At 65.2% G+C, this 22,745-nt stretch carries 19 protein-coding genes and 1 pseudogene; 11 read left to right on the top strand and 9 right to left on the bottom strand.

What is annotated here, in order from left to right:
- Positions 1 to 22 precede the first annotated feature (22 nt).
- The 6 genes from C9427_RS23420 to C9427_RS23395 all read right to left on the bottom strand — a co-directional run bounded on the left by C9427_RS23420 (position 23) and on the right by C9427_RS23395 (position 6,155).
- A complete protein-coding gene (locus C9427_RS23420) occupies positions 23 to 1,099 on the bottom strand; it encodes an ABC transporter ATP-binding protein (protein WP_107651456.1) in 1,077 nt (358 codons plus the stop codon).
- A 32-nt stretch (positions 1,100 to 1,131) separates the two neighbouring features.
- Positions 1,132 to 2,139 carry a dimethylarginine dimethylaminohydrolase family protein gene (locus C9427_RS23415; RefSeq protein ID WP_107651455.1) on the bottom strand — a complete coding sequence of 336 codons (1,008 nt, stop codon included), beginning with the start codon at positions 2,137 to 2,139 and terminating at the stop codon, positions 1,132 to 1,134.
- 39 nt (positions 2,140 to 2,178) lie between these two features.
- Complete coding sequence (locus C9427_RS23410; protein ID WP_107651454.1) at positions 2,179 to 2,982, bottom strand: ABC transporter permease; 804 nt, start codon at positions 2,980 to 2,982, stop codon at positions 2,179 to 2,181.
- The gene (locus C9427_RS23405) at positions 2,979 to 3,821 is read right to left on the bottom strand and encodes an ABC transporter permease (RefSeq protein ID WP_107651453.1); all 843 of its coding nucleotides are present in this window, start codon (positions 3,819 to 3,821) and stop codon (positions 2,979 to 2,981) included. Before C9427_RS23405 ends, C9427_RS23410 begins: the two co-directional genes overlap by 4 nt.
- Positions 3,822 to 3,909: 88 nt before the next feature.
- Complete coding sequence (locus C9427_RS23400) at positions 3,910 to 5,016, bottom strand: ABC transporter substrate-binding protein (protein WP_107651452.1); 1,107 nt, start codon at positions 5,014 to 5,016, stop codon at positions 3,910 to 3,912.
- A gap of 59 nt (positions 5,017 to 5,075) precedes the next feature.
- Positions 5,076 to 6,155: a LacI family DNA-binding transcriptional regulator gene (locus C9427_RS23395; protein ID WP_107651451.1), complete on the bottom strand. Its 1,080-nt coding sequence runs from the start codon at positions 6,153 to 6,155 to the stop codon at positions 5,076 to 5,078.
- A gap of 155 nt (positions 6,156 to 6,310) precedes the next feature.
- Here C9427_RS23395 and C9427_RS23390 point away from each other — a divergent pair, with 155 nt between their 5' ends.
- Entirely contained in the window at positions 6,311 to 7,066 is a 756-nt protein-coding gene (locus C9427_RS23390; protein ID WP_107651450.1) for a glutamine amidotransferase, read from the top strand.
- Between the two features lie 17 nt (positions 7,067 to 7,083).
- Here C9427_RS23390 and C9427_RS35440 read toward each other — a convergent pair.
- A pseudogene (locus tag C9427_RS35440) lies at positions 7,084 to 7,407 on the bottom strand (ATP-binding cassette domain-containing protein); the annotation flags it as partial.
- A gap of 175 nt (positions 7,408 to 7,582) precedes the next feature.
- On the opposite strand from C9427_RS35440, the gene C9427_RS23380 reads away from it, so the two are divergent.
- From C9427_RS23380 to C9427_RS23365, 4 genes are all read left to right on the top strand, one after another.
- Complete coding sequence (locus C9427_RS23380) at positions 7,583 to 8,374, top strand: ATP-binding cassette domain-containing protein (RefSeq protein WP_107651448.1); 792 nt, start codon at positions 7,583 to 7,585, stop codon at positions 8,372 to 8,374.
- 197 nt (positions 8,375 to 8,571) lie between these two features.
- Complete coding sequence (gene exbB / locus C9427_RS23375; RefSeq protein ID WP_425351676.1) at positions 8,572 to 9,339, top strand: tonB-system energizer ExbB; 768 nt, start codon at positions 8,572 to 8,574, stop codon at positions 9,337 to 9,339.
- An 11-nt stretch (positions 9,340 to 9,350) separates the two neighbouring features.
- Positions 9,351 to 9,818 (top strand): TonB system transport protein ExbD, encoded by a 468-nt coding sequence (gene exbD / locus C9427_RS23370; protein ID WP_107651446.1) that lies wholly within the window; start codon positions 9,351 to 9,353, stop codon positions 9,816 to 9,818.
- Complete coding sequence (locus tag C9427_RS23365) at positions 9,815 to 10,822, top strand: energy transducer TonB (protein ID WP_107651445.1); 1,008 nt, start codon at positions 9,815 to 9,817, stop codon at positions 10,820 to 10,822. The genes exbD and C9427_RS23365 overlap by 4 nt, the downstream gene beginning before the upstream one ends.
- Positions 10,823 to 10,851: 29 nt before the next feature.
- On the opposite strand, the gene C9427_RS23360 is transcribed toward C9427_RS23365, so the two are convergent.
- Together C9427_RS23360 and C9427_RS23355 are read right to left on the bottom strand one after the other, a co-directional pair.
- Positions 10,852 to 12,099 (bottom strand): ATP-binding protein, encoded by a 1,248-nt coding sequence (locus C9427_RS23360; RefSeq protein ID WP_107651444.1) that lies wholly within the window; start codon positions 12,097 to 12,099, stop codon positions 10,852 to 10,854.
- A complete protein-coding gene (locus tag C9427_RS23355) occupies positions 12,096 to 12,824 on the bottom strand; it encodes a response regulator (RefSeq protein ID WP_107651443.1) in 729 nt (242 codons plus the stop codon). Before C9427_RS23355 ends, C9427_RS23360 begins: the two co-directional genes overlap by 4 nt.
- 214 nt (positions 12,825 to 13,038) lie before the next feature.
- Between C9427_RS23355 and C9427_RS23350 the strand changes: the two genes are divergently transcribed.
- The 6 genes from C9427_RS23350 (at position 13,039) to C9427_RS23325 (ending at position 22,744) form a co-directional block, all read left to right on the top strand.
- The gene (locus tag C9427_RS23350) at positions 13,039 to 13,740 is read left to right on the top strand and encodes a hypothetical protein (protein ID WP_107651556.1); all 702 of its coding nucleotides are present in this window, start codon (positions 13,039 to 13,041) and stop codon (positions 13,738 to 13,740) included.
- 73 nt (positions 13,741 to 13,813) lie between these two features.
- A complete protein-coding gene (locus C9427_RS23345) occupies positions 13,814 to 14,011 on the top strand; it encodes a hypothetical protein (RefSeq protein ID WP_107651442.1) in 198 nt (65 codons plus the stop codon).
- On the top strand, positions 14,001 to 15,170 hold the full coding sequence (locus tag C9427_RS23340) for an efflux RND transporter periplasmic adaptor subunit (RefSeq protein WP_107651441.1): 1,170 nt from the start codon (positions 14,001 to 14,003) through the stop codon (positions 15,168 to 15,170). The genes C9427_RS23345 and C9427_RS23340 overlap by 11 nt, the downstream gene beginning before the upstream one ends.
- Complete coding sequence (locus C9427_RS23335; protein ID WP_107651440.1) at positions 15,167 to 18,313, top strand: efflux RND transporter permease subunit; 3,147 nt, start codon at positions 15,167 to 15,169, stop codon at positions 18,311 to 18,313. Before C9427_RS23340 ends, C9427_RS23335 begins: the two co-directional genes overlap by 4 nt.
- Positions 18,297 to 19,577 carry an efflux RND transporter periplasmic adaptor subunit gene (locus tag C9427_RS23330; RefSeq protein WP_107651439.1) on the top strand — a complete coding sequence of 427 codons (1,281 nt, stop codon included), beginning with the start codon at positions 18,297 to 18,299 and terminating at the stop codon, positions 19,575 to 19,577. The genes C9427_RS23335 and C9427_RS23330 overlap by 17 nt, the downstream gene beginning before the upstream one ends.
- An 8-nt stretch (positions 19,578 to 19,585) precedes the next feature.
- Positions 19,586 to 22,744 (top strand): efflux RND transporter permease subunit, encoded by a 3,159-nt coding sequence (locus C9427_RS23325; protein ID WP_107651438.1) that lies wholly within the window; start codon positions 19,586 to 19,588, stop codon positions 22,742 to 22,744.
- The last annotated feature ends 1 nt before the right edge of the window (position 22,745 follow it).

The following is a 22,745-nucleotide window of genomic DNA, read 5'->3' as shown; positions in this document are numbered from 1 at the left end:
GCGGCCAGATATGCTCGTCGGCTCAAGACCCCTTGGCTTCGTTCGGCAACACGCCGATGGCGGATGGGGCGATCCGGCAGTCGATGGTCTGCCCCGGCACGGCGGCGATGGCCGCTTCCGAACGCAGCGTTGCCACGATCTCTTCGCCGGTCGCCGTCCGGAGCAGGATGCGTTCGAGCGCGCCGACGAAGGAATTCTCGACCACCGTCGCGCGAAAGCCGATTTCATCCCCCGTCGCCTGGCCGACGCGGATGTCCTCGGGGCGCACCCATACGGTCAGGCTGTCGCCGGGCCGCTCGCGGCCTTTGGCCAGGGGAAAGCCGAAGCGCGTGCCGAACGCCTCGACCGCCGTCTCATCGTCATCGGCGCGGTGGCCGGTCAAGAAATTGTTCTCGCCGAGGAAGCCGGCGACGAAGCGTGTCGAGGGTTTCTTATAGAGGTCACGCGGCGGTCCGATCTCGACAATGCGGCCGTGGTTGAACACGGCGATGCGATCGGACATGGCTATCGCCTCTTCCTGGTCGTGAGTGACGTAGACGAACGTCACGCCGGTCTCGCGATGCAGCCGCTTCAGCTCCTTCTGCATGGTTTCTCGCAGCATGCGGTCGAGCGCCGAAAGCGGCTCGTCGAGCAGCAGGATGCGCGGTCCGAAGGCCAGCGCCCGGGCGATGGCGACACGTTGCTGCTGGCCGCCCGACAATTCGCGTGGCTTGCGCTCGGCCAGATTGTCGAGGCCGACCAGTGACAGCATCTCGCTCACCCGCGCCGCGATCCTCGCTTTCTCCCATTTGCGAACCCTGAGCGAGAAGGCGATGTTGTTGGCGACGGTAAGATGCGGGAACAGCGCATAACCCTGGAAGACGAAACCGAAATTGCGGTCTTCTGGGTCGACATGGGTGATGTCCTTGCCGTCGAGGCTGATCGTGCCCTTGCTCGGCGTGGTGAAGCCGGCCAGCGACATCAGCAAGGTCGTCTTGCCGGACCCCGAGGGGCCGAGCAAGGTGACGAACTCTCCCGCCTCGACCGAGAGGTTGATCCCGGTCAAGGCGGTGACCTTGTCATAGGTCTTGGCCAGATCGTCGATGACCAGCAAAGCCATGTCAGTTCGGCGCCATATCAGATGGGGCCATGTCAGATCGGGTCCCTGATCAGCGGCGCCGTCGAGCAATGCAGGCCGCCGCCACCAAGCTCGACCGTCTCGTAATTGCAGGTCAGCACGGTGATCCCGGCGGCGTCGAGCCTGTCGGCCAGGCGCTTCGAGCGGCTGCCATGCATGATGACGCGACCGGGCGCGACGGCCAGGCAGTTGAGCGACATGGCGCTGTCCTCTGGGGGCAGTTCGATCATCCTGATGCCGCGCTTCTCCAGATATTCGATGAACGGGTAGGGCAGTTCGTTGACATTGACGATCGCCGTCTCGACGTCGACCATAATGAAAGCGCCGTCGATGTGAATACGGTATCCGGGCATCGGCACCTTGATCAGCGTCACGCCGAGGCCGGCGAGGATGCTTTCGACCTGCCGCACGCCCTCCGGATTGCAGGCGATGGAGACCGTGCAGACCGCGGTCTTGGCATCGATGAAGGCAAAGCCGCCGCCTTCGAAGACGGCCGAGCCGTGGATGGTGCCGAGAATCGGGCAGCCGGCCTTAGCCAGCGCCCGGGTCACCGGCAGTTCCTCACCACGCCGCACCCGCCGCGCCAGGCGGGTGACGATGGCGCCGCCCGGAATGCCGATGACGCTGTCGCGCGTGTAGATCTGCTTCATCGCGCCGGGGGCGGCCTTGTCGACGAGAATGACGTCGACGCCTTCCGAGCGCAGCAGGCCGGTGAATTCGTCATGGGCGCGCTGCATGGCGGGCAGGTCGGGCATGGTGCGGCCCATCCAGTACCAGCCTTTTTCCGGGTCGCCGAAACCGCCGACCTCGGGCATCGGCTTGTTCTCGACGACGGAAAGCTCGTCGCCGGGCCGATGCATCAGTACGGCGCGCAGCTTGCCGACATCGTTCGAGCAGCCCCAATGGCGGCCCCATACCGGGATCTGCTCCTCAGCCGTGTCGAAGCCCGGTTCCGGAACGGAGCCGAAGATGCTGAAGAACTTGTTCTCGCGGTACTCGTTGTCGCTCATCGCGGTGCTCATGGATATTCCTTTCCTTTCGATTGTTTCGAGGTGTTTGAACTAGGATTTTCGCATCTGCTGCCGGTGCTCGATCAGCGCCCGTGCGACCAGCGCCAGCACGGTGACGACGAGCAGGACGGTGGCGATCGCCGCCAGCGCCGGGTCGACGGCATCCTGGATGCTCGTCCAGATGCGGCGCGGCAGCGTGACGACGGCGCGTCCGGTGATGAACAGCGTCACCGTGATCTCGTCCCAGGACGCGACGAAGGCGAGCAGGGCGCCGGCGGCAACGCCCGGAACGATGTTCGGCAGTATAACCTTGCCGAACACGGTCATCGGCCTGGCGCCGAGACTTCTCGCCGCTTGCACCAGCCGCTGGTCGAGATTTGAGAGCGACGCGCCGATGGCCAGCACCGTCAGCGGCAGGGCCAGCACGACATGCACGAGGACGACGCCGGTATAGCTGTCGAGCAGCGACAGCCGCGCCCACAGCTTGACCATGCCGACGGCGTAGATGATCGGCGGCACGATCATCGGCGACAAAAGCAGGATGCGCATCAGCGACGGCCACCAGCCGCCCGCCGCCCAGGCGCCGACGGCGAAGGCGACGCCGAGCGCCGTGGCGATGGCGGCGCAGGCCAGCGCGATGCCGGCGCTGGTCAGCATGCTCGGCAGCCAGCCCTTGCTCCAGTCGGCCAGTGCCGCGAAATGCTGCATCGACACGCCGTCCTGCGGCAGCGACAGGTAATCGCGGTCGGTGAGCGCGACCGGGATCACCACCAGGATCGGGACGAACAGGAAGCCGAGCAGGCACCAGGCCAAAAAGCGCGGCAGGCCAACCTCGATGATGCGCCGCGGCTTCATTGCTGCGGCCTCGCGACGAAGGCGGCGCGCAGCGCCGGGCTGCGCATGGCGGCAAAGACGATAACGCCGACCACCAGAAGCAGCATGGTCGACAGCGATGTCGCGAGGTCCCAGCGCGAGGTGCTCGATATCTGTACCGAGATGTATTCGGCGATCATCAATGTCTTGCCGGCGCCGAGCAGAGCCGGCGTGACCAGGAAGCCGAGCGAGAAGACAAAGACGAACAGGGTTGCCAGCGCGATGCCGGGCAGGCTGAGCGGCAGCCATACGCGCCAGAAGATCGTCGCCGGACGCGCGCCCAGCGAGCGCGCCGCCTGCATGATGCGGCGGTCGATGTCGGACAGATTGGCGTAGAGCAAAAGGATGGCGAACGGCATCATGTAGTGGACCATGCCGACGGTGACGCCGAAGAGATTGTAGACCAGGTCGAGCGGCGTCGAGATGACGCCCATGTCCATCAAAGTGCTGTTCAGCACGCCGCGCCGGCGCAGGATGGTGATCCAGGAGAACGCCCTGACCAGCACCGAGATCCAGAACGGCACCAGCACCAGGAACAGTGAGATGCGGCGCCAGCCGGCCGACATGTGGATGATGGCGAAGGCGACGATATAGCTCGCCAGCACGGTCAGCACCGTCGTCATGACCGAGACTTTGACCGTCGTCATCACCACGCGTCCGACCGCGGCATTGGCGAACAGGCCCTGATAGTTGGCCAGGCCGAACTTCGGCTCAGTCAGGCTCAACGCCAGAACCTGCAGGATCGGCGCCGCATAGAGCCCGATCGCCATCAGGCTGGCGGGAACCGTCAGCAGCAGGGCTGTGGTCTTGAAATTTCGCATCGGATCAAAGTCGCATCAGATCGATTTTCGCATCAGATTTGGGGGCCGCCGCCTTGCCGGCGGCAGCCCTTCCTCTGTTGGCGCCCGGTCAGCTCGAGATGAAATCCAGATACTTGTTCTGGAGTTCGGTCTCATGTTCGGCGTAATAGGCCGGGTTGAGCATGATCTGCGAGGCCGCATTCTCCTTGGTCGTCGGATTGACCTTGGCATCCTCCGGCGTCATCAAGGCGAGGGTCTTGGGGTTGGAAGGCCCGTTGCCCATGATCTGCAGCAGCACGAGTTGGCCGGCCGGATCGAGCGTCGAATTGATGAACTCGAACACTTTCTTGCCGGCGGGATTGCCCTTGGGAACCGACCAGGCGGAGGCAGACAGGATGTTCTGCTCCCAAATCCACTTGAACTTGTCGGGCGTCTCCTTGTTGAGCAGATTGGCGCGGGTGTGCCAGATATTGCCCATCACGACTTCGCCTTCGCGGAACAATTGCTGCGTCTGCGCCCCGCCTTCCCAGAAGATGATGTCGGCCAGCATCGGCTTCAGCTTCTTGAATGCCCGGTCGACATCGAGCGGATAGAGGTCGGCGGGCGCGACGCCGTCGGCCATGAGGACGAATTCGAGCTGGCCCTGGATCCATTTGCACATCGTGCGCTTGCCCGGGAATTTCGCCGTGTCGAAGAAGTCGGCCCAGCCGGTCGGCGCGACCCCCTTGGTGGCGTCGGCGTCGTAGGCGAGCACGTTCGAATAGACATAGTTCGAGACGCCGAATTCGCCGGCGAAATTCTCCGGCACCTGCGATTTGTCGACGATCGCGTAGTCGATCTTCTCGACCAGATTGCCCTTGCCCAGCGTCAGCGAGTCGATCATGCCGCCGTCGGTGGCGTCCCAGATGACCTTGCCGGATTCGACCATGGCGCGGATGGTGCCGACCGCCGGGCCGGCCCCATCGATCACCACCTTCATGCCGCTCTTCTTGGTGAAGGGGTCGCCATAGGCCTTGGCGAAAGCATCCGCCGCGGCCCCGCCCCAATTGCAGACGACGATTTCAGAAGCGTCGGCCCGGGCAACGCCAGGCTTGAAGGCGGCCGCAAGTCCGAGGCCGCCAAGTGCTATCAGGAACGAGCGGCGATCTATCTCGCCGCGGTTGAATTTTTCCAGCGCGATCTCAGCCGCGTCTTTTGCGAAATGCGAGCTTGTCATTGTTCATTCTCCCATTGTTGATGTTGACTTGAGGTCTTCGCGGATTTGATCCGTCTCTGTTAAATTCCCACTCTTGCCGGCGGGAGTTTTCCCGCCAAGGCGTTTCCAGCCAGTTTCCAATGCGCCTTGCGCGGTGCGGCCACGGAGTGGCGCACGATGAGCTTCACCGCGACCGGCGCTGCGTCCGGTATCTCGGCGCCGTTGATATGGTCGATCAGCAGGCCGACCGCGCGGCGGCCGAATTCCTCCGCCGACTGGTGCACGGCCGTCAGCGGCGGATCGAGAAGATCGACATTGCGGATGTCGTCGAAACCGACCAGCGACAGATCGGAAGGCACGGCGATGCCGAGTGTGCGGCAGCCTTGCAAAATCCCCAGCGCCAGCATGTCGGCGGAGGCGAAGATGGCGGTCGGCGGATTGTCCAGAGCGGCAAAGCGCAGGAAAGCCTCAAGACCGGACTGCTCGTCATAGTCGCCGAAGAAGACGTAATCCGGGTTCACCTTCAGGTCTCGTCGCTTGAGACTGTCCTCGAAGGCGCCGAACCGTTCCTTGCTGCTGAGCAGCGCAGGAGGGCCGCCGACAAAGGCGACCGCCCGGTGGCCATGATCGAGAAGATGCTCGGTCGCAAGCCGGGCGCCGAGACGATTGTCGGCAAACAGGCGCGGCGCGATGGCGCCGGGAACGTCCTCGTCGACCAGCACGACATTGCTGCAGGCATTGATCTTCTGGACCAGCGCGCCGTCGTCGGGATGGTTGGTCATCAACAGGATGCCGTCGACCTGCGCGTCGTCGATGCGCGACAGGAAGCCCAGTTCCTTGGCGGCGATGTTGCGGCTGTTGAACATCACCAGGCTGTAGCCGAGACGGCTCGCCTCCTCTTCCGCCGCGCTCGCGATGGCGGCAAAGAACGGGTAGGAGATGTCGGAGACGATCAGGCCGATGGTTTCGCTGCTGCCTTTGCTCAGGCGTCGCGCAATGGCGTTGGGGCGATACTCAAGTTTGGCCACGGCCGCCCGGATGCGCTCGCTGGTTTCGGCCGGCAGCTTGATGCGGCCGTTCAGGTGACGCGAGACGGTGGTGACCGACACGCCGGCCGCGTGCGCCACATTCCTGATCGTCGATGCCGTAGGCTTTTTCATGAGGCGTTTTCGCCAGTGTTCCCTTTGACCAGGATTTCAGCATAGGAAATGCCAGATGTAAACCGCTTTACTAAACCGGTTTCATAAATTACGCTTTTTCTCCAGATCGGCAGGGCCGGTGAGCGCCGCCATAAAAAAATCGAAGGGAGAAAAGGATGGCTACGACAGGACGCGTTCTGATTGCCGGTGAATCATGGACCGTGCACAGCACCCACCAGAAGGGGTTCGATAGTTTTTCGACGGTTGAATATGCGGAAGGGATCCGCTGGCTGCGCGATGCGCTGGAAACCGGCGGCTGGCAGGTCGATTACCAGCCGGCCCATGTCGCCGCGCGCGACTTCCCGTTCGATGCGAAAGCGCTGTCGCATTATGATTGCGTGATGCTGAGCGATGTCGGCGCCAACACGCTGCTGCTCCATCCCGATACATTCGTGCGCTCGGTCGCCTTGCCCAACAGGCTGCATGCGATCCGCGACTATGTCGCGGCGGGCGGCGGCTTCGTCATGGTCGGCGGCTATATGACGTTCCAGGGCATCGAGGCCAAGGGCCAGTATTCCGGAACGGCGATCGAGGAGATCCTGCCGGTCAACATCGCCGCGACGGACGATCGGGTGGAGTCGCCGCAAGGCGTGACGCCGCAGATCCTCGAGACGGCACATCCGATCGTTGCCGGCCTCGGACCGGTGTGGCCGCATCTGCTCGGCTACAACCGCGTCACGCCAAAAAGCGACGCCACATTGGTCGCGAAGGTCGGCACCGATCCGCTGATCGTCGCCGGCCATCACGGCAAGGGCAGAAGCGTCGCCTTCACCTCCGATTGCGCGCCGCACTGGGCGCCGGCCGCCTTCGTCGAGTGGCAGGGCTACGCGCCATTGTGGAGACAGCTGGTGGGCTGGGCGTCGGGCAAGTGATCGCGCGTTTATGGAAATAGCCGCGGCCTCAGGCCGGCGGAGAGCTTGCCGCCACGCTTGCCGATGATAGTGCCGTGGCCCGCCGGCAGTCCGGCGATCATGCCGTCGAGCCCGTCGCGATTTCCGGTGATGAGCGCGTCGAGGCGGCCATAGGCGATGTCTTCGCGCGTCGTACCGCCAAACGGGAACACGTCCTGCCGGACGATGCCGATCTCGCCGCAGCGAGGCGAGCTTCATGTCTCTCCGATATCGAAGCCGTCGATGCTGATTGAGCCCGAAACAACCCCGTAGAGGCGCGGCAAGAGCGAGCAGCAGATGGTGGTCTTGCCGGCGCCAGACGGGCGCGGGTGCGCATGCCCACTTTTCCGGATTTCGAGGCAACGCGGACGCATCGCGACATTTTGTTGACTCAAATAGTCATCTTCAATGTTGACTAGTAAAGTCATGTTTCATAGTCAACCGGGCAGGGACCGCCGAAACCAGATTGGTGAATGCCGGCCGCGCTGGAGATAGACCTTGACCGGAACCGATGCCCAGACTGCCTTCCACATAGACGCCGTGCGCTTTGCCGTCGGCGAACGGACGCTGCTCGGTCCTGTCACGCTCGAACTGCAACGCTCGCGCGTCTACGGGCTGATCGGTCACAATGGCTCGGGCAAATCGACACTGATCAAGCTGATGGCGCGCCAGCAGCCGGCAAGCGCCGGCGGCATCACTTTCGCGCAGCGCCCGCTGGTGCAGTGGGGGGCGCGGGAACTGGCCCGTGCGCTCGCCTATCTGCCGCAGACGACGCCGGCGGCGACCGGCTTGACCGTGCGCGAGCTGGCAAGCCTCGGGCGCTATCCCTGGCATGGCGCGCTCGGCCGTTTCGGGCATGAGGACAGGCGGCATGTCGACGAGGCGCTTGTCCTGACCGATATGGCGGATTTCGGCGACCGGCTGGTGGACGAACTGTCCGGCGGCGAACGCCAGCGCGCGTGGCTGGCCATGCTGGTGGCGCAGAATGCCGGCGTCATGCTGCTCGACGAGCCGATCTCGGCGCTCGACATCGCCCACCAGGTGGAGGTGCTGGGGCTGGTCAGGGAGCTCAGCCGCAAGCGCGACCTCTGCGTCGTGGTGGTGCTGCACGATCCCAACATGGCGGCGCACTACTGCGACGAGTTGATCGCGCTGAAGGAAGGCAGGCTGCTGACGCGCGGCACGCCCGACGAGATCATGCAGGGCGACGTGCTCAAAGGCATTTTCGGCGTCGAGATGGGCGTGTTCGCGCATCCCGTCACCGGCCAGCCCATCGGCTATGTGCAGTGAGGCCAGTTGTGAGAATTGCGAGAATAGGGAAGAAGCCCTTGCCCAGACAGCATTGGTCCAGACATGGTTTGTTCGCGGCGTTGATCGCATCCGCCCTCCTGTCGGCTGGCGGCGCTGTTGCCCAGGAGCAACCGGCTGCCCCCGCTCCGGCGATCGAGACGCCCGCCTCGCCCCCTGCCGGGACGCCCGATGCGACGATGGCGCCCGAAGCCGGCGTGTCCACGCAAGCGGAGGCGGATCCCTCGGCGATATCGCTGACCCTGCCGCATGATCTGTCGCCCTGGGGCATGTTCCTGGCCGCCGACATCGTCGTCAAAGGGGTGATGATCGGGCTGGCCTTTGCCTCCCTGGTCACCTGGACCATCTGGCTGGCAAAGTCGCTGGAAATCCTCGGCGGCAAGCTCAGCGCCCGCCGCGCGGCACAAGCGATCGGCAATGCCGCCACGCTGAACCAGGCCAGGCGGGCGCTTGGCCACACCGGTGGCCCCGGCGCCCTGCTGGTGCGGGCGGCCGAGGAAGAGGCGGCGCTTTCGGCCGGCGCGCTCGAGCATGTGTCCGGCGACGGGCTGAAGGAACGGGTCACCTCGCGCCTGTCGCGCATCGAGGCGGCGGCGGCGCGGCGCATGTCGCGCGGCACCGGCGTGCTGGCGACAATCGGCTCGACCGCGCCCTTTGTCGGCCTGTTCGGCACCGTCTGGGGCATCATGAACGCCTTCATCGGCATCTCGCAGGCGCAGACGACCAACCTCGCCGTCGTGGCGCCAGGCATCGCGGAAGCCTTGCTCGCCACCGCGATGGGCCTGGTCGCGGCGATCCCGGCGGTGGTCATCTACAACGTCTTCGCGCGATCCATAGCCGGCTACCGGCAGATCCTCGCCGATGCCTCGGCCGGGGTCGAACGGCTGGTCAGCCGGGATCTGGATTTCCGCAACGTGGCGCCGGCAACGGCGCTGGCCGCGGAATAAGGAGCGGCGCCATGGCGGCCAGAATTCGCGAAAACATCGACGTTGATCTCGAGGAAAACCACGAGATCAACGTCACCCCTTTCATCGACGTCATCCTGGTTCTCCTGATCATCTTCATGGTAGCGGCGCCGCTGGCGACGGTCGACGTCAATGTCGACCTGCCGGGTTCGACGGCGACGCCCGCGCCGCGGCCGGAGATGCCGCTGTTCCTGACGCTGAAAGACGACCTCAGCCTGGCAATCGGCAATGACAGCGTGCCGCGCGGCGTCTTCGCCGCCACGCTGGACGGCAGGACGAAAGGCGACAAGCAGACGCGCATCTTCCTGCGCGCCGACAAGGCGGTCGGCTATGGCGACCTGATGGAGGTGATGAACCTGCTGCGCGGCGCAGGCTATCTGAAGATCGCACTGGTCGGCCTCGAAACCTTGCCCGCGGCCGACGCCGCGACGCCGGCGCCGCAAGACGGAACGGGCCAATGACATCGCTGGCCACCGCTTCACCCACGGTTGGCCTGCCGCGCTTCGGCGGGCGCCAGATTGTCTTGTGGGCGGCGGCGGCGGCAGTGGTCCTCACGGCTCATGTCGTGATCGCCTATGCGGTGCAGGATTTGCGGCCAGCCGAGATGGATGGCGGGCCGCCGCCGGCGCAGATGATCGAGCTGTCGCCAATGATGATCACGCCGGCGGAAGAGGCCGACGTGTCTGACGTGGTGACGCCGGATCCGGTCGAGGAGATCGAGACAGCCGAAGCCAAGCCGTTGACGGAACCTGAGCCACCCGTCGAGACGGCCGAGCGAGTGGCCGAGCCGCCTGTCGAGCAAGCGGAGCCGCCGCAAGCGGCTACGACCGACGCGATCGAGCCAACCCCGCCGCCTATGCCTGAACGGGTCGACCAGCCACCGCTGGAGGAGGTCGTGCCCGATATCGTCGACACCGTCGCGCCGGACGTGGTCATTCCGCTGCCGCAACCGAAGCCGGCCGAAACCCCCGTCGAGGCCAAGGTGGCGAAACCGCTCGAGCCCAAGGCGAAGACGCCGGTCAAGGTGAAGAAGCAGGCCGAGGCCAAGAAGCCCGTCGAAAAGGCCAGGCAGCCTTCGAAAAAGGACAAGACTGCGCCGCCCCGGACGAAGACGGCCAGCGTCGCCGGGAAATCAGCACCCAGGGTGGCAGCCCCGAAATCGGCCAAGGTTGCCTCGGCATCTCGCGGGGACTCATCGAAGTGGAATTCGAAGCTGACATCGTGGCTCAATCGGCACAAGCGCTATCCGAGAGCTGCCAAAGCCCGCCGTGCGGAAGGAACCGTGAGGGTCTCCTTCACGGTTGCCACCTCAGGCCGCGTGACGTCCGTTCGCATCATAGGCTCCTCCGGCGACTCCGATCTCGACCGCAGTGTCCTCGACATGCTGCAGGGCGCCACGGTACCGGCGCCGCCCGAAGGCGCCAACCCGCGTGTCAACGTGCCCTTGCGGTTCAGCCTGCAGTAATCAGCCGAGAATGGCGCTAAACGGCTGAATCAGGAGACAGCGTCGAAAACCACCTTCTGGGAAAGGCCGCCGCCCGGCCGGTTCTCCAGTGTGATGGTGCCGCCGTGGCGTTCGATGATTTCCTTGGCGATGGCGAGGCCGAGGCCGGCGCCTGGAATGGACTGCCTGCGGCCGGGATCGACGCGAAAGAAAGGCTCGAACGCCTTGCCGAGCTGCTCCGTCGGAATGCCGGGTCCGCGATCGGCGATGGTGAGGGTGGCGCGGTTGTCGGCCGCGGACAGGGAGATGCCGCAGCCCTTGCCATGCGTGGCGGCATTGACGATCAGGTTGCGCAGCGCGCGGCGCAGGCCGAGCGCGCCTGCCCTGACCGAGACCTTATCGAGATGGCCGACCGAAACGGCATGGCCGAGCGAAATCATCTCGGCCTCGATGTCGTGGACCAGCCGGTCCAACTCGACCGGCTCGACGGCATCCTGGTCGACCTCCTCGCGCACCAGCCTGATGGCGCTGTCGGCGATGCGGTCGAGTTCGTCGAGGTCGTGAAGCCATTTCTCGCGGTCGTCGTCGAGGAATTCGGCCCGCAGCCGCATCCGTGTCATCGGCGTCCTGAGATCGTGGCCGGCGGCGGCGACCAGCCGCATGCGGCTTTCCATCGCCGTCTTGAGCCTGGCGGAGAGCTGATTGAGCGCATGCGCCGTCGCCCTGACCTCGGCCGATCCTTCCTCCGGAACCGTGACGAGCACGCCGTCCGATCCGATCTTGCTGACGGCGGCCTCCAGCATCTCCAACGGCCGCACCAGCACGGCGGTGAAATAGACCGCCACGGCAGTGGCGCCGAGCACGATCAGCGTGATCCAGCCCGCAAGCACGAAGAAAACGTCTCCCGTCGGTCCAAAATCGGGGATATCGACGATCATCCAGCGACTGTCGGGCAACGCGACCGAAGCGACCATACCCGGTCCGCCGGCATTGCGGCTGACGACGGCCGAAAGGTTGACCCCGTCACGATGCAGAATGTCGTTGAGCACCCGTGTATGCCTACGGTCCTCGATACCGTCGGCGGGACTGGCGCTGAGATTGACCGGCGCGTCGCCCGCGCCTGGCACATGGCCGGGGATCAGCTGGACCATGAACTGGATCTGACGAGCGACCGGCCCCATGATCAGTTCGGGGGACGGCCCGCCGAGCACCTTGATCGCCACGGTCGTGGCAAGGCCGACCACACCGACGATCGAAACGACCAGCAGGATGATCAGGCGCCGGCGCAGCGACTTCATGCCTCGGCCTCCACCGTATCGACGCGCGCGGTGAGCTGGTAGCCGCCATTGCGCACGGTCTTGAACAGCGGCCCGTCGCCGGCATCGGCGAATTTTCGGCGCAGCCGGCTCATCAAGACGTCGACCGAGCGTTCGAGCGGGTCGCGCTCGCGGCCCTGCGTCAGATCGAGCAGCTGGTCGCGCGACAGGAGCCGGCCGGGGCGGTCGAGAAACACCTGCAGCAGGTCGAACTCGGCGCCGGTGAGCTCGATGAGCGCGCCCTCGGCATCCGTCACCTTGCGGGTGTCCGGCTCCAGCCTGTAGCTGGCGAAGCGGTAGATGCGCGGGCGCTGCGCAGCCGGCGGCTCCTCGGGCGCTGACCGCCGCAGCACGGCGCGGATGCGGGCGATGAGCTCGCGCGGATTGAACGGCTTGCCGAGATAGTCGTCGGCGCCGAGCTCCAGGCCGATGATGCGGTCGACATCCTCCTTCAGCGCAGTCAGCAGGATGACCGGAATGTGTGGTTTGCGGTCACGCAGGCTGCGGCAAATATCGAGCCCCGAACCATCGGGCAGCATGACGTCCAGCACGATCAGGTCGAACTGGCCCGAACCAAGCTTCTGCTCGCATTCGCGACGGTCAGCCGCGACCGAGACGCGAAAGCCCTGGCCGTCCAGGTAGCGCTGGAGAAGCGTCCTGATCTCGCGATCGTCGTCGACGACGAGGATATGGGGTTGTGACTGCATTGCCGTGCCGTTCCGCCTTGCTTGCCATCGATTATAGGGAGAGCCGAGCCCAAGGGGCATGGAAAATTGTCACCGAATGTTTCCGACCGGCCGCGAGAAACATTCGGAAACAAATTGCCCTTTTGCGGAAACCTTCGGCAACAGAGCGAAGCGAAGGGGAAAAGGAGGCCTCCTATTCTGCCGCTATCCGAAGCATGCGAGAAAGGATTACATCATGCAAAGCAGATTTCTTGCTCTCGGCCTCTTCTCGGCCGCGCTCATCCATCCGGCGCTGGCGCAGCCGACCGACCCTGCCGGCGGACCCGGCGGGGAGCTTCCGGTTGTCGCGATGCAGGACGGCGCGAATGACGGCCCGATGCCGTGGCCCGGTCCACACCGGTCGATGCGGTCGGGACCGGAAGACCCGCAACAGTTCGGTCCTCAAGGCATGGGTCCGCATGGTATGGGACCGCTTGGCATGGGGCCGCGCCGCATGGGGCCGCCGCCGGAAATGCTCGCCGCCCGGCTTTCCGCGCTCGAGACCCGCATCGGCATCAGGACGGAGCAGCTCGACGCCTGGCGCGACTATACCAGCGCGCTGCAGGCGATGCTGGCGCGGCCCGATCATGGCCCGGGTGGCGCCGACGCGGAAGCGCCCGGCGCCAAGGCTCCGCGCGCCTTCGCTTTCCAGGAAAGACTGGCAGACGATCTAACCCAACGCGCCGCCTCGGCTGCAAAGCTGAAGGAGGCGATTGCCGCGCTTCGCGTCAAGCTGACGCCCGAACAGCTCGAAATACTTGCTTCGGCGGACAGACCTCATGGACCACCCCGAGGGCCATGGGACAATCCGCCGGATGATGCAGCCGGCCCCGGAGGCCTGCCCGATTCTGGCAGGCCGCTTCCGCCACCCCTACCCCGGATGGGCGGGCAACTCTGACCGGCTGCACCGGCCGGCCCGTTTGGCTTACCCCCGCGATCGGGCCGGCCGGCCTTTTGTGAAAGAGACTTCTATGTGGGAGATGTTCCTGATGCTGCGGCTGCTGATGGCAGCCGCGCCCGAACAGCATCGCCGCGGTTCGGCGGCGACGCTGCGGTCGCTGCAAGCCTTCACCGGCGCCACCAGGCTCGTCTTCGGCACCTGGCGGCTTTCGCTCGGCGCTCCCCTCATCGAGAATTCAGTTGACGGTGAAAAGACCTATGGCCGCTAGTTCATCGCGCAAGAAATACCTGCTGCTTTGCGCCGTCATTCTTGCCATCGTGGTCGCCGCAATACTCAAGGCCTATGGCCGCGGCAATGCCGATGCGGGCGAGGCCGGCGCGGCAGCGAACCGTGTGGCGGTGGTCGCGCAGGCCTCGCTGACGGTTTCGGTCGAAACGGTGCGCAAGGATGAAATCGCCGCGGCGATCACCGCCACCGGCACGGCCCAGGCATGGCAGGAAGCCGCGATCGGCGCGCAGACCAGCGGCCTGCAACTGACCGAGGTCCTCGTTGCCGAAGGCGACCATGTCAGCAAGGGCGAGGTGATCGCGCGCCTCGACGATACGGTGCTGCAGGCCCAGCTTGCCGAGCAGAAGGCAGCCATCGAGCAGGCGCGCGCCTCGCTGGAGGCGGCCGAGACGGCGGCGGCCCGTGCCAGGAAGCTCATCGCCAGCAATGCGATCAGCGCCGAGACGGCCGAGGAAAAAGCAACCACGGTCAAGACCAGCCAGGCGCAGCTCGCCCAGGCCGAGGCGGCGGCGGACAATATCGCCGCGCAACTCGCGCGCACCGAAATCCATGCTCCCTTCGACGGCACGGTTTCCACCAGGCCGGCGGTTGCCGGGTCCATCGTTCAATCCGGCACGGAACTGATGAGAATCGTGCGCGACGGCAAGGTCGAGGTCGCCGTGCAAGTGCCCGAGAAGGATCTGGCCGCGATCACGACCGGCCAGGCGGCGACCATCACCGACGCTTCCGGCAAGGTGTCTTCCGGCAAGGTCGGCTCGATCGCCGAGAAGGTCGACGGCACCACAAGGCTGGGCACGGTCTATGTCGCGCCGCAGGACAATTCCGGGCTCAAGCCCGGTATGTTTGCCCGCGTCTCGATCGCCACGTCCACGGCGGAGGTGCTGAACGTTGCCGAGAGCGCGCTGACCTGGCGCGACGGCAGACCGGGAGTCTTCGTCGTAGGCAAGGATGGCAAGGTTGCGGCGCGCGGCGTCGAGACCGGCAGCCACAGGGATGGCCGCGTCGCCATTGTGTCCGGGCTGACCGAGGGCGAGAGCGTCGTCGTCTCCGGCGCCGGCCTGCTCAATGACGGCAATCTCGTTCGCGTTGCAGCGGGCGACAGCGACCAGGCCGTGTCGAGCGCGGAGATGGCGCGATGAACGCCATTTCCTCCTGGTCGATCCGCAATCCGGTTCCGACCATCGTCCTGTTCCTGTCGCTGACGATCGCCGGCCTCTACGGCTTCATGCAACTGCGTACCAACAACATGCCTGACATCGACCTGCCGACGGTCACCGTCACGGTGACGCAGGCGGGTGCGGCGCCGAGCGAGATGGAAGTGCAGGTCGCGCAAGTCATCGAGAACGCCGTGGCCAGCCTGGATGGCGTCGACGACGTCTCGACTTCGCTCAGCGAAGGCTCCTCGGTCACCACGGTCGAATTCACGCTCGATACCGATCCCGAGACCGCCGCCAACGATGTGCGCAATGCGGTTTCCGGCGTGCAGTCCAGCCTGCCGGCGGCCGCCCAGGCGCCGGTGGTGGCGAAGGTCAATGCGACGGGCAATTCGGTGCTGACCTATGTGGTCGAGGCGCCAACGATGTCGCCCGACGCGCTGAGCTGGTACATCGACAATGACGTCGCCAAGGCGATACTCGGCGTCGACGGCGTGTCCAAGATCACCCGTTCGGGCGGCGTCGACCGGGTCATCCGCGTCGAACTCGATCCCGATCGGCTTGCCGCACTTGGGATCAGCGCCGGCGATGTCAGCCAGACGCTCGCGTCCATCAACGTCAACCAGCCGGGCGGCCGCACCACCATCGGCAGCCAGGAGCAGTCGGTGCGCACGCTGGGCAGCGTCACCACCGTCGAGGCGCTGGCCGATACGCGCGTTGCGTTCTCGAAGGCCGGAGACGTCAAACTCTCCGACCTCGGCAAGGTTGTCGACAGCTGGGAAAAGCCGCGCCAGTCCGCCTATCTCGACGGCAGGGAGGTCGTCGCCTTCAACATCTACAGGTCCGTCGGTTCGAGCGAGATCGACGTGGTCAAGGCCGCGCGCGCCGCGATCGCCGAGATGGGTTCGAAGACGAGTGCGGCAAAGTTCACCGAGGTCACCTCGTCTTCCGGCTTCGTAAGGGAAAGCTACGATGCGGCGTTCGAGGCGCTGTGGCTCGGCGCGCTGCTTGCCATCGGCGTCGTCTGGCTGTTCCTGCGTGACATCAGGGCGACGCTGGTGTCGGCGGTCGCCATGCCGCTGTCGCTGATCCCGACCTTTGCGGTGATGGCGGCGTTCGACATCTCGCTCAACAACATCACGCTGCTGGCCCTGTCGCTGGTGGTCGGCATCCTCGTCGACGACGCCATCGTCGAGATCGAGAACATCGTGCGCCACATGCGCCAGACCGGCGTCAGCGCCTATCAGGCGGCGATCGAGGCCGCCGACGAGATCGGGCTCGCCGTGGTGGCGACCACCGCCACGATCGTCGCCGTCTTCCTGCCGGTGGCCTTCATGCCAGGCATTCCCGGAAAGTTCTTCTTCAGCTTCGCGGTCGCGGTCTGCGTGTCGGTGCTGTTTTCGCTGCTGGTGGCGCGCATGCTGACCCCGTTGATGGGCGCCTACCTGGTGCGCGCCGGCGGCCACAGCGAAGACGACACGCCGGCCTGGGTGCCAACCTATCTCTGGCTGCTGCGCAAGGCGCTCGACCGTCGCTGGGTCACGCTTTTTGCCGGCATCGCTTTCTTCGCCGGTTCGATGGCGCTGGCGACGCAGCTGCCGACCGAATTCATGGCGGCGACCGATCGCGGCCGCTCGATGATCTCGGTCGAACTGCAGCCGGGATCTACGATCGAGCAGACAACGGCCGTGGTCAAGGACATCACCAAACGCCTGGAAGCTGATCCGGCGGTCGACAGCATCTTCGCCACGATCGGCACGGCGGCCGAGTCGGGCGGCGGACCGAACCGTGGGTCGAGCTCGGCCGAAGTGCGCAGCGCCAATGTCACCGTCAATCTGAAGCCGCGCGACGAGCGGACGGTCAGCCAGCAGGAATTCGAGGCCGCGGCCTCACCGAAGCTCAACGACATTGCGGGAGCCCGCGTTCAGTTCGGCGCCGATGGTTTTTCCGGCGCCAAGGTGTCGATTACACTGGTGGGCGACAATGGTGATGCGCTGCAGCAGACCAGCGATGCGCTGATCGACCAGATGAAGTCGATTCCCGGCCTCAGCAATCCAACCTCGACGGCCGCGACCACCAAGCCGGAGCTGATCGTGCGCCCCGACAGCGCCAAGGCGGCCGAGCTCGGCATCACCCCGACCGAGATCGCCCAGACCGTGAAAATCGCTACCGTCGGCGACACCGACACCAGCCTGCCGAAATTCAATCTCGGCGACCGCCAGGTGTCGATCGTCGTGACCTTGCCCGATGGCGCCATCGACGATCCCGCGAAGCTCGCCATCCTGCCGCTGACCGGCAGCAAGGGCACGGTGCCGCTTGCCGCCATCGCCGACATCAGCTTCAGCGCCGGCCCGAACAGCATTGCGCGGGTGGACCGCAGCCGCAGCGCCACCGTCGAGGCGGACCTTTCGGGCATCACGCTCGGCGAGGCGACCACGGCGATCCGCGCTCTACCGGTTATGCAGAACTTGCCGGCGGGCTTGCATGAACTGGCGCGCGGCGACGCCGCCCGCATGCAGGAACTGTTCTCAGGCTTTGCCACGGCGATCGCCGCCGGCATCCTGCTGATGTACCTGACGCTGGTCCTGCTTTTCCGCGGCTTCGTGCAGCCGGTGACGATCCTGGTGGCGCTGCCACTGTCGGTCGGCGGTGCGCTCGGTTTCTTGCTGATCACCGGCAAGGCGCTTGGCATATCGCCGCTGATCGGCATATTGATGCTGATGGGCATCGCGGCCAAAAACTCGATCCTGCTCGTAGAGTACGCTCTGGTGGCGGAGAAGGAGCGCGGCATGAGCCGCTTCGAGGCACTGCTCGACGCTGCGCGCAAGCGGGCGCGGCCGATCGTCATGACATCGATCGCCATGGGCGCCGGCATGCTGCCGATCGCGCTTGGCATCGGCGCCGACGCCGAGACGCGCGCGCCGATGGCGATCGCCGTGATCGGCGGACTCATCTCCTCGACCCTGCTCAGTCTCGTCTATGTGCCGGTGGTCTACACCTTCATGGATGACATCCAGCGCTTCCTCGGCCGGCATCTCAGCTGGCTGCTGGTGGAACCATCCGATGCCGGCAGCCAGGCGGCTTCAGTAATTTCAGGGAAAGATCCAGGCCATGCGCATCCAGTCTAGTCAGTCTCCGCTGCCGGTACGCCGGCTCGCGCCCTGGGCCGGAATGCTGTGCGCGGCGCTTCTTTTGGCTGCCTGCTCGCAGGAGCAAAGTAACGCCCCTGCAGGCATGGGCGGTGTCGGCAAACCCGAGGTCGGCGTCGTCACCTTGCATCCGCAATCGGTGGCGATCACCGCCGAGCTGCCGGGGCGCACCGCGGCTTCGCTGATTGCCGAGGTCCGGCCGCAGGTGAATGGCATCATCCAGCAGCGGCTGTTCAAGGAGGGCAGCGAAGTGGTGGCGGGGCAGCCGCTCTATCTCATCGATCCGGCAAGCTACAAAGCGGACTATGACAGCGCCGTCGCGGCCCGGCAGAAGGCGGAGGCTGCCTTGCCTTCCGCGCAGGCCAAGTTCGACCGCTATGCCGGATTGCTGAAGCAGAACGTGGTCTCGAAACAGGATTATGACGATGCCGCCGCCACGCTTGCACAGGCCCAGGCGGATGTGGCGTCGGCCAAGGCCAGCGTCGAGACCGCGCGCATCAGTCTCGACCGCACCTCGATCACCGCGCCGATCGCCGGCCGCATCGACAAATCCACGCTGACCCCCGGGGCGCTCGTCACCGCCAACCAGGAGACCGTGCTGACCACCATCCGTGCGCTCGATCCGATCAATGTCGATGTCACGCAGTCGAGCACCAATCTGCTCAATCTGCGCCAGGCCATTTCGGAAGGGCGGCTGAAGTTCAGCGGCCCCAATGTCAGCGTCAAGCTGAAGCTCGACAACGGCACCATCTATCCGCAGACCGGCAAGCTGGAATTCTCTGGCGCCAATGTCGACCAGACGACCGGCACTTTCGCGCTGAGAGCCGAGTTCCCCAATCCGGACCGCCTGCTGCTGCCCGGCATGTATGTGCGGGCCCTGGTCGAGGAGGGCGTCGCCCAGAACAGCTTCCTGGTGCCGCAGCGCGGCGTCAGCCGCAACACCAAGGGTGAGGCGACGGCGATGGTCATCAATGCCGAAGGCAAGGTCGAGACCCGCGTGCTGGCCGTGCGCAACAGCGTCGGCAACAACTGGCTGGTGGATTCAGGCGTCGGCGATGGCGACCGCGTCATCGTCGAGGGCATGCAGCTCGTGCGCGCCGGTGGCGATGCAACCGCAGTCGAAGTGACGATCGACGAGGCGACCGGAGAGATCGAGGAGCGTCAATCCTCGGCCGCGCCCGCTCCCATGCAGGCAGCCGATAGCAGCCAGAAACCGGCGCAAGGCGCCTCAAGCAACAACTGAGGCAGGTCATGTCCGCGTTCTTCATCAACCGGCCGATCTTTGCCTGGGTGATCGCCATCGTGATCATGCTGGGCGGTCTGCTGGCGCTCACCTCGCTGCCGATCTCGCAATACCCGCAGATTGCGCCGACCACGGTCAATATCAGCGCGACCTATCCCGGCGCCGATGCCCAGACCGTGGAAAATTCGGTGACCAAGGTCATCGAGCAAGGCATGACCGGCATCGACAATCTCGACTACATGACGGCGACGTCGACCTCGACCGGTTCGGCCTCTATCACGCTGACCTTCACCACTGCCGCAGATCCCGACACCGCCCAGGTGCAGACGCAGAACAAGCTGCAACTGGTGCAGTCGCAATTGCCGCAGGTGGTGCAGAGCAACGGCATCACCGTTTCCAAATCCTCGACCGGCTTCCTGATGGTCATTGGCTTCGTCTCGAGCGATGGCAAGATGAACTCGACCGATCTCGCCGACTATGTCGACGCCACCGTCAACGACACGCTGAAACGCGTCGAGGGCGTCGGCTCGACGCAGCTTTTCGGCTCCGGCTATGCCATGCGTATCTGGCTCGACCCGGACCAGCTCGCCAAGTATGCTCTGATGCCGAGCGATGTGGCTTCGGCGATCGAGGCGCAGAACACGCAGGTTTCGGCCGGCCAGCTCGGCGGCCTGCCGGCGCGCAAGGGCCAGCAGCTCAATGCAACGGTGACCGCCAAGAGCCGGCTGCAAACCGCCGAACAGTTCCGCAACATCATCCTGAAGAGCCAGACGGACGGGTCGCTGGTTCGGCTCAACGACGTCGCCACCGTCGAGCTCGGCGCCGAAAGCTATACGACGCAAGCCAACTACAACGGCAAGCCGGCAGCGGGCGTCGCCGTCAATCTGGCGACCGGCGCCAACGCCATCAACACCGCCGAGGCGGTGCGCACGACGATCGCCCGGCTGAGCTCGACCTTCCCGCAAGGGGTCGAGGTCGTCTATCCCTACGACACCTCGCCCTTCGTGCGGCTGTCGATCGAGGAGGTGGTCAAGACGCTGGCCGAGGCGATCGTGCTGGTGTTCCTGGTGATGTTCGTCTTCCTGCAGAATTTGCGCGCGACCATCATCCCGACCATCGCCGTGCCGGTGGTGCTGCTCGGCACATTCGGCGTGCTGTCGCTGTTCGGCTATTCGGTCAACACGCTGACCATGTTCGCCATGGTGCTGGCCATCGGCCTACTCGTCGACGATGCCATCGTCGTCGTCGAGAATGTCGAACGCGTGATGCAGGAGGAAGGGCTGCCGCCGAAAGAGGCGACGCGCAAGTCGATGAACGAGATCACCGGCGCGCTGATCGGCATCGCCACAGTGCTTTCGGCCGTGTTCGTGCCGATGGCTTTCTTCGGCGGCTCCACCGGCATCATCTACCGGCAATTCTCGGTGACCATCGTCTCGGCGATGGTGCTGTCCGTGCTGGTCGCGCTGGTGCTTACGCCGGCGCTTTGCGCCACGATCCTGCGGCCGCCCAAGGACCACGCGACGCAGAAAGGTCCGTTCGGCTGGTTCAACCGTGTGTTCGACCGCGGCACAACAGCCTATCGCGACGGCTCGCACGGCATCATCAACCGGGGCAAGCGCTTCCTGGTCGTCTTCCTTGCCATCGTCATTGCCATGGGCTGGATGTTTGCGCGGCTGCCGAGCTCGTTCCTGCCGGAAGAGGATCAGGGCATCCTGATCACCAGCGTGCAACTGCCGGTCGGCGCGACGCAGGACCGGACCGAGCGCGTGCTGGCCCAAGTGACCGACCACTATCTCAAGCAAGAAAAGGATGCGGTCGAAGGGGTCTTCACCGCCTCAGGCTTCGGCTTTGGCGGCGCCGGGCAGAATGTCGGCATCGCGTTCGTGCGAATGAAGGATTTCGATCAACGCAAATCGCCGGCCTTGGCCGCGCAAGCGGTCGCCGGCCGTGCGATGGGCGCCTTCTCCAGGATCAGGGACGCCCAGGTCTTCGCGCTCGCTCCGCCGGCCATCCAGGGCTTCGGCAACACCAACGGTTTCGACTTCTATCTGCAGGACGTCAATGGCGCCGGCCATGACGCGCTGATCCAGACGCGCAACCAGCTTCTGGCCCTGGCCGGGCAGAGCAAGCTGCTGGCCAACACAAGGCCCAACGGCCAGGAGGACCAGCCGCAATTTTCGGTCGACATCGATCAGGAAAAAGCCAGCGCGCTGGGCGTTAGCCTTGCCGACATCAACAACACGCTGTCGACCGCCTGGGGCAGCGACTACGTCAACGACTTCATCGATCGTGGACGGGTGAAGCCGGTCTATCTGCAGTCGGACCCGAACTTCCGCATGCAGCCGGAAGACCTGGAGAAATGGCAAGTCCGCAATTCCAACGGCGCCATGGTGCCGTTCTCGGCCTTTGCCTCCAGCCACTGGACGTTCGGCTCGCCCAGGCTCGAACGCTACAATGGTTCGGCGGCGGTCGAGATCCAGGGCGCGGCCGCCGCCGGCATCAGTTCGGGTGCCGCGATGGACGAGATCGACAGGCTGGTGGCGCAGCTGCCCGCCGGATATTCCCACGAATGGACGGGACTGTCGCATCAGGAGCGGCTTTCCGGCAACCAGGCGCTGTCCCTCTATGCGATTTCGGCGCTGGTCGTGTTCCTATGCCTGGCCGCGCTCTATGAAAGCTGGTCGATCCCGTTCGCGGTCATGCTCTCGGTGCCGATCGGCATCTTTGGCGCGTTGCTGGCGGCGACCCTATTCGGCCAGACCAACGACGTCTATTTCAAGGTCGGGTTGCTGACGACGATCGGGCTTGCCGCCAAGAATGCCATCCTCATCGTCGAGTTCGCCATCGAGCGGCAGACCGCCGGCATGGGGTTGGTCGAGGCGACGCTGGAAGCGGCGCGACAACGGCTGCGGCCGATCCTGATGACGTCGCTGGCCTTCATCCTCGGCGTGACGCCGCTTGCGATCGCCAGCGGCGCCGGCTCGGGGGCGCAGAACTCCGTCGGCATCGGCGTGATGGGCGGCATGATCGCGGCGACGGTGATCGGCGTGTTCCTGGTGCCGCTGCTGTTCGTCACGGTGCGGCGCATCTTCAGGGGCAAGGCGGCCAAGCAGGATACTGGGCAGGATACAGGCGAAACACCACCGGTAACAGCCAACCAGCAATAAG

The organism is Mesorhizobium helmanticense, from assembly GCF_003034915.1.
Taxonomy (GTDB): Bacteria; Pseudomonadota; Alphaproteobacteria; order Rhizobiales; family Rhizobiaceae; genus Mesorhizobium; species Mesorhizobium helmanticense.
This window is presented reverse-complemented; position numbering and strand designations above follow the sequence as displayed.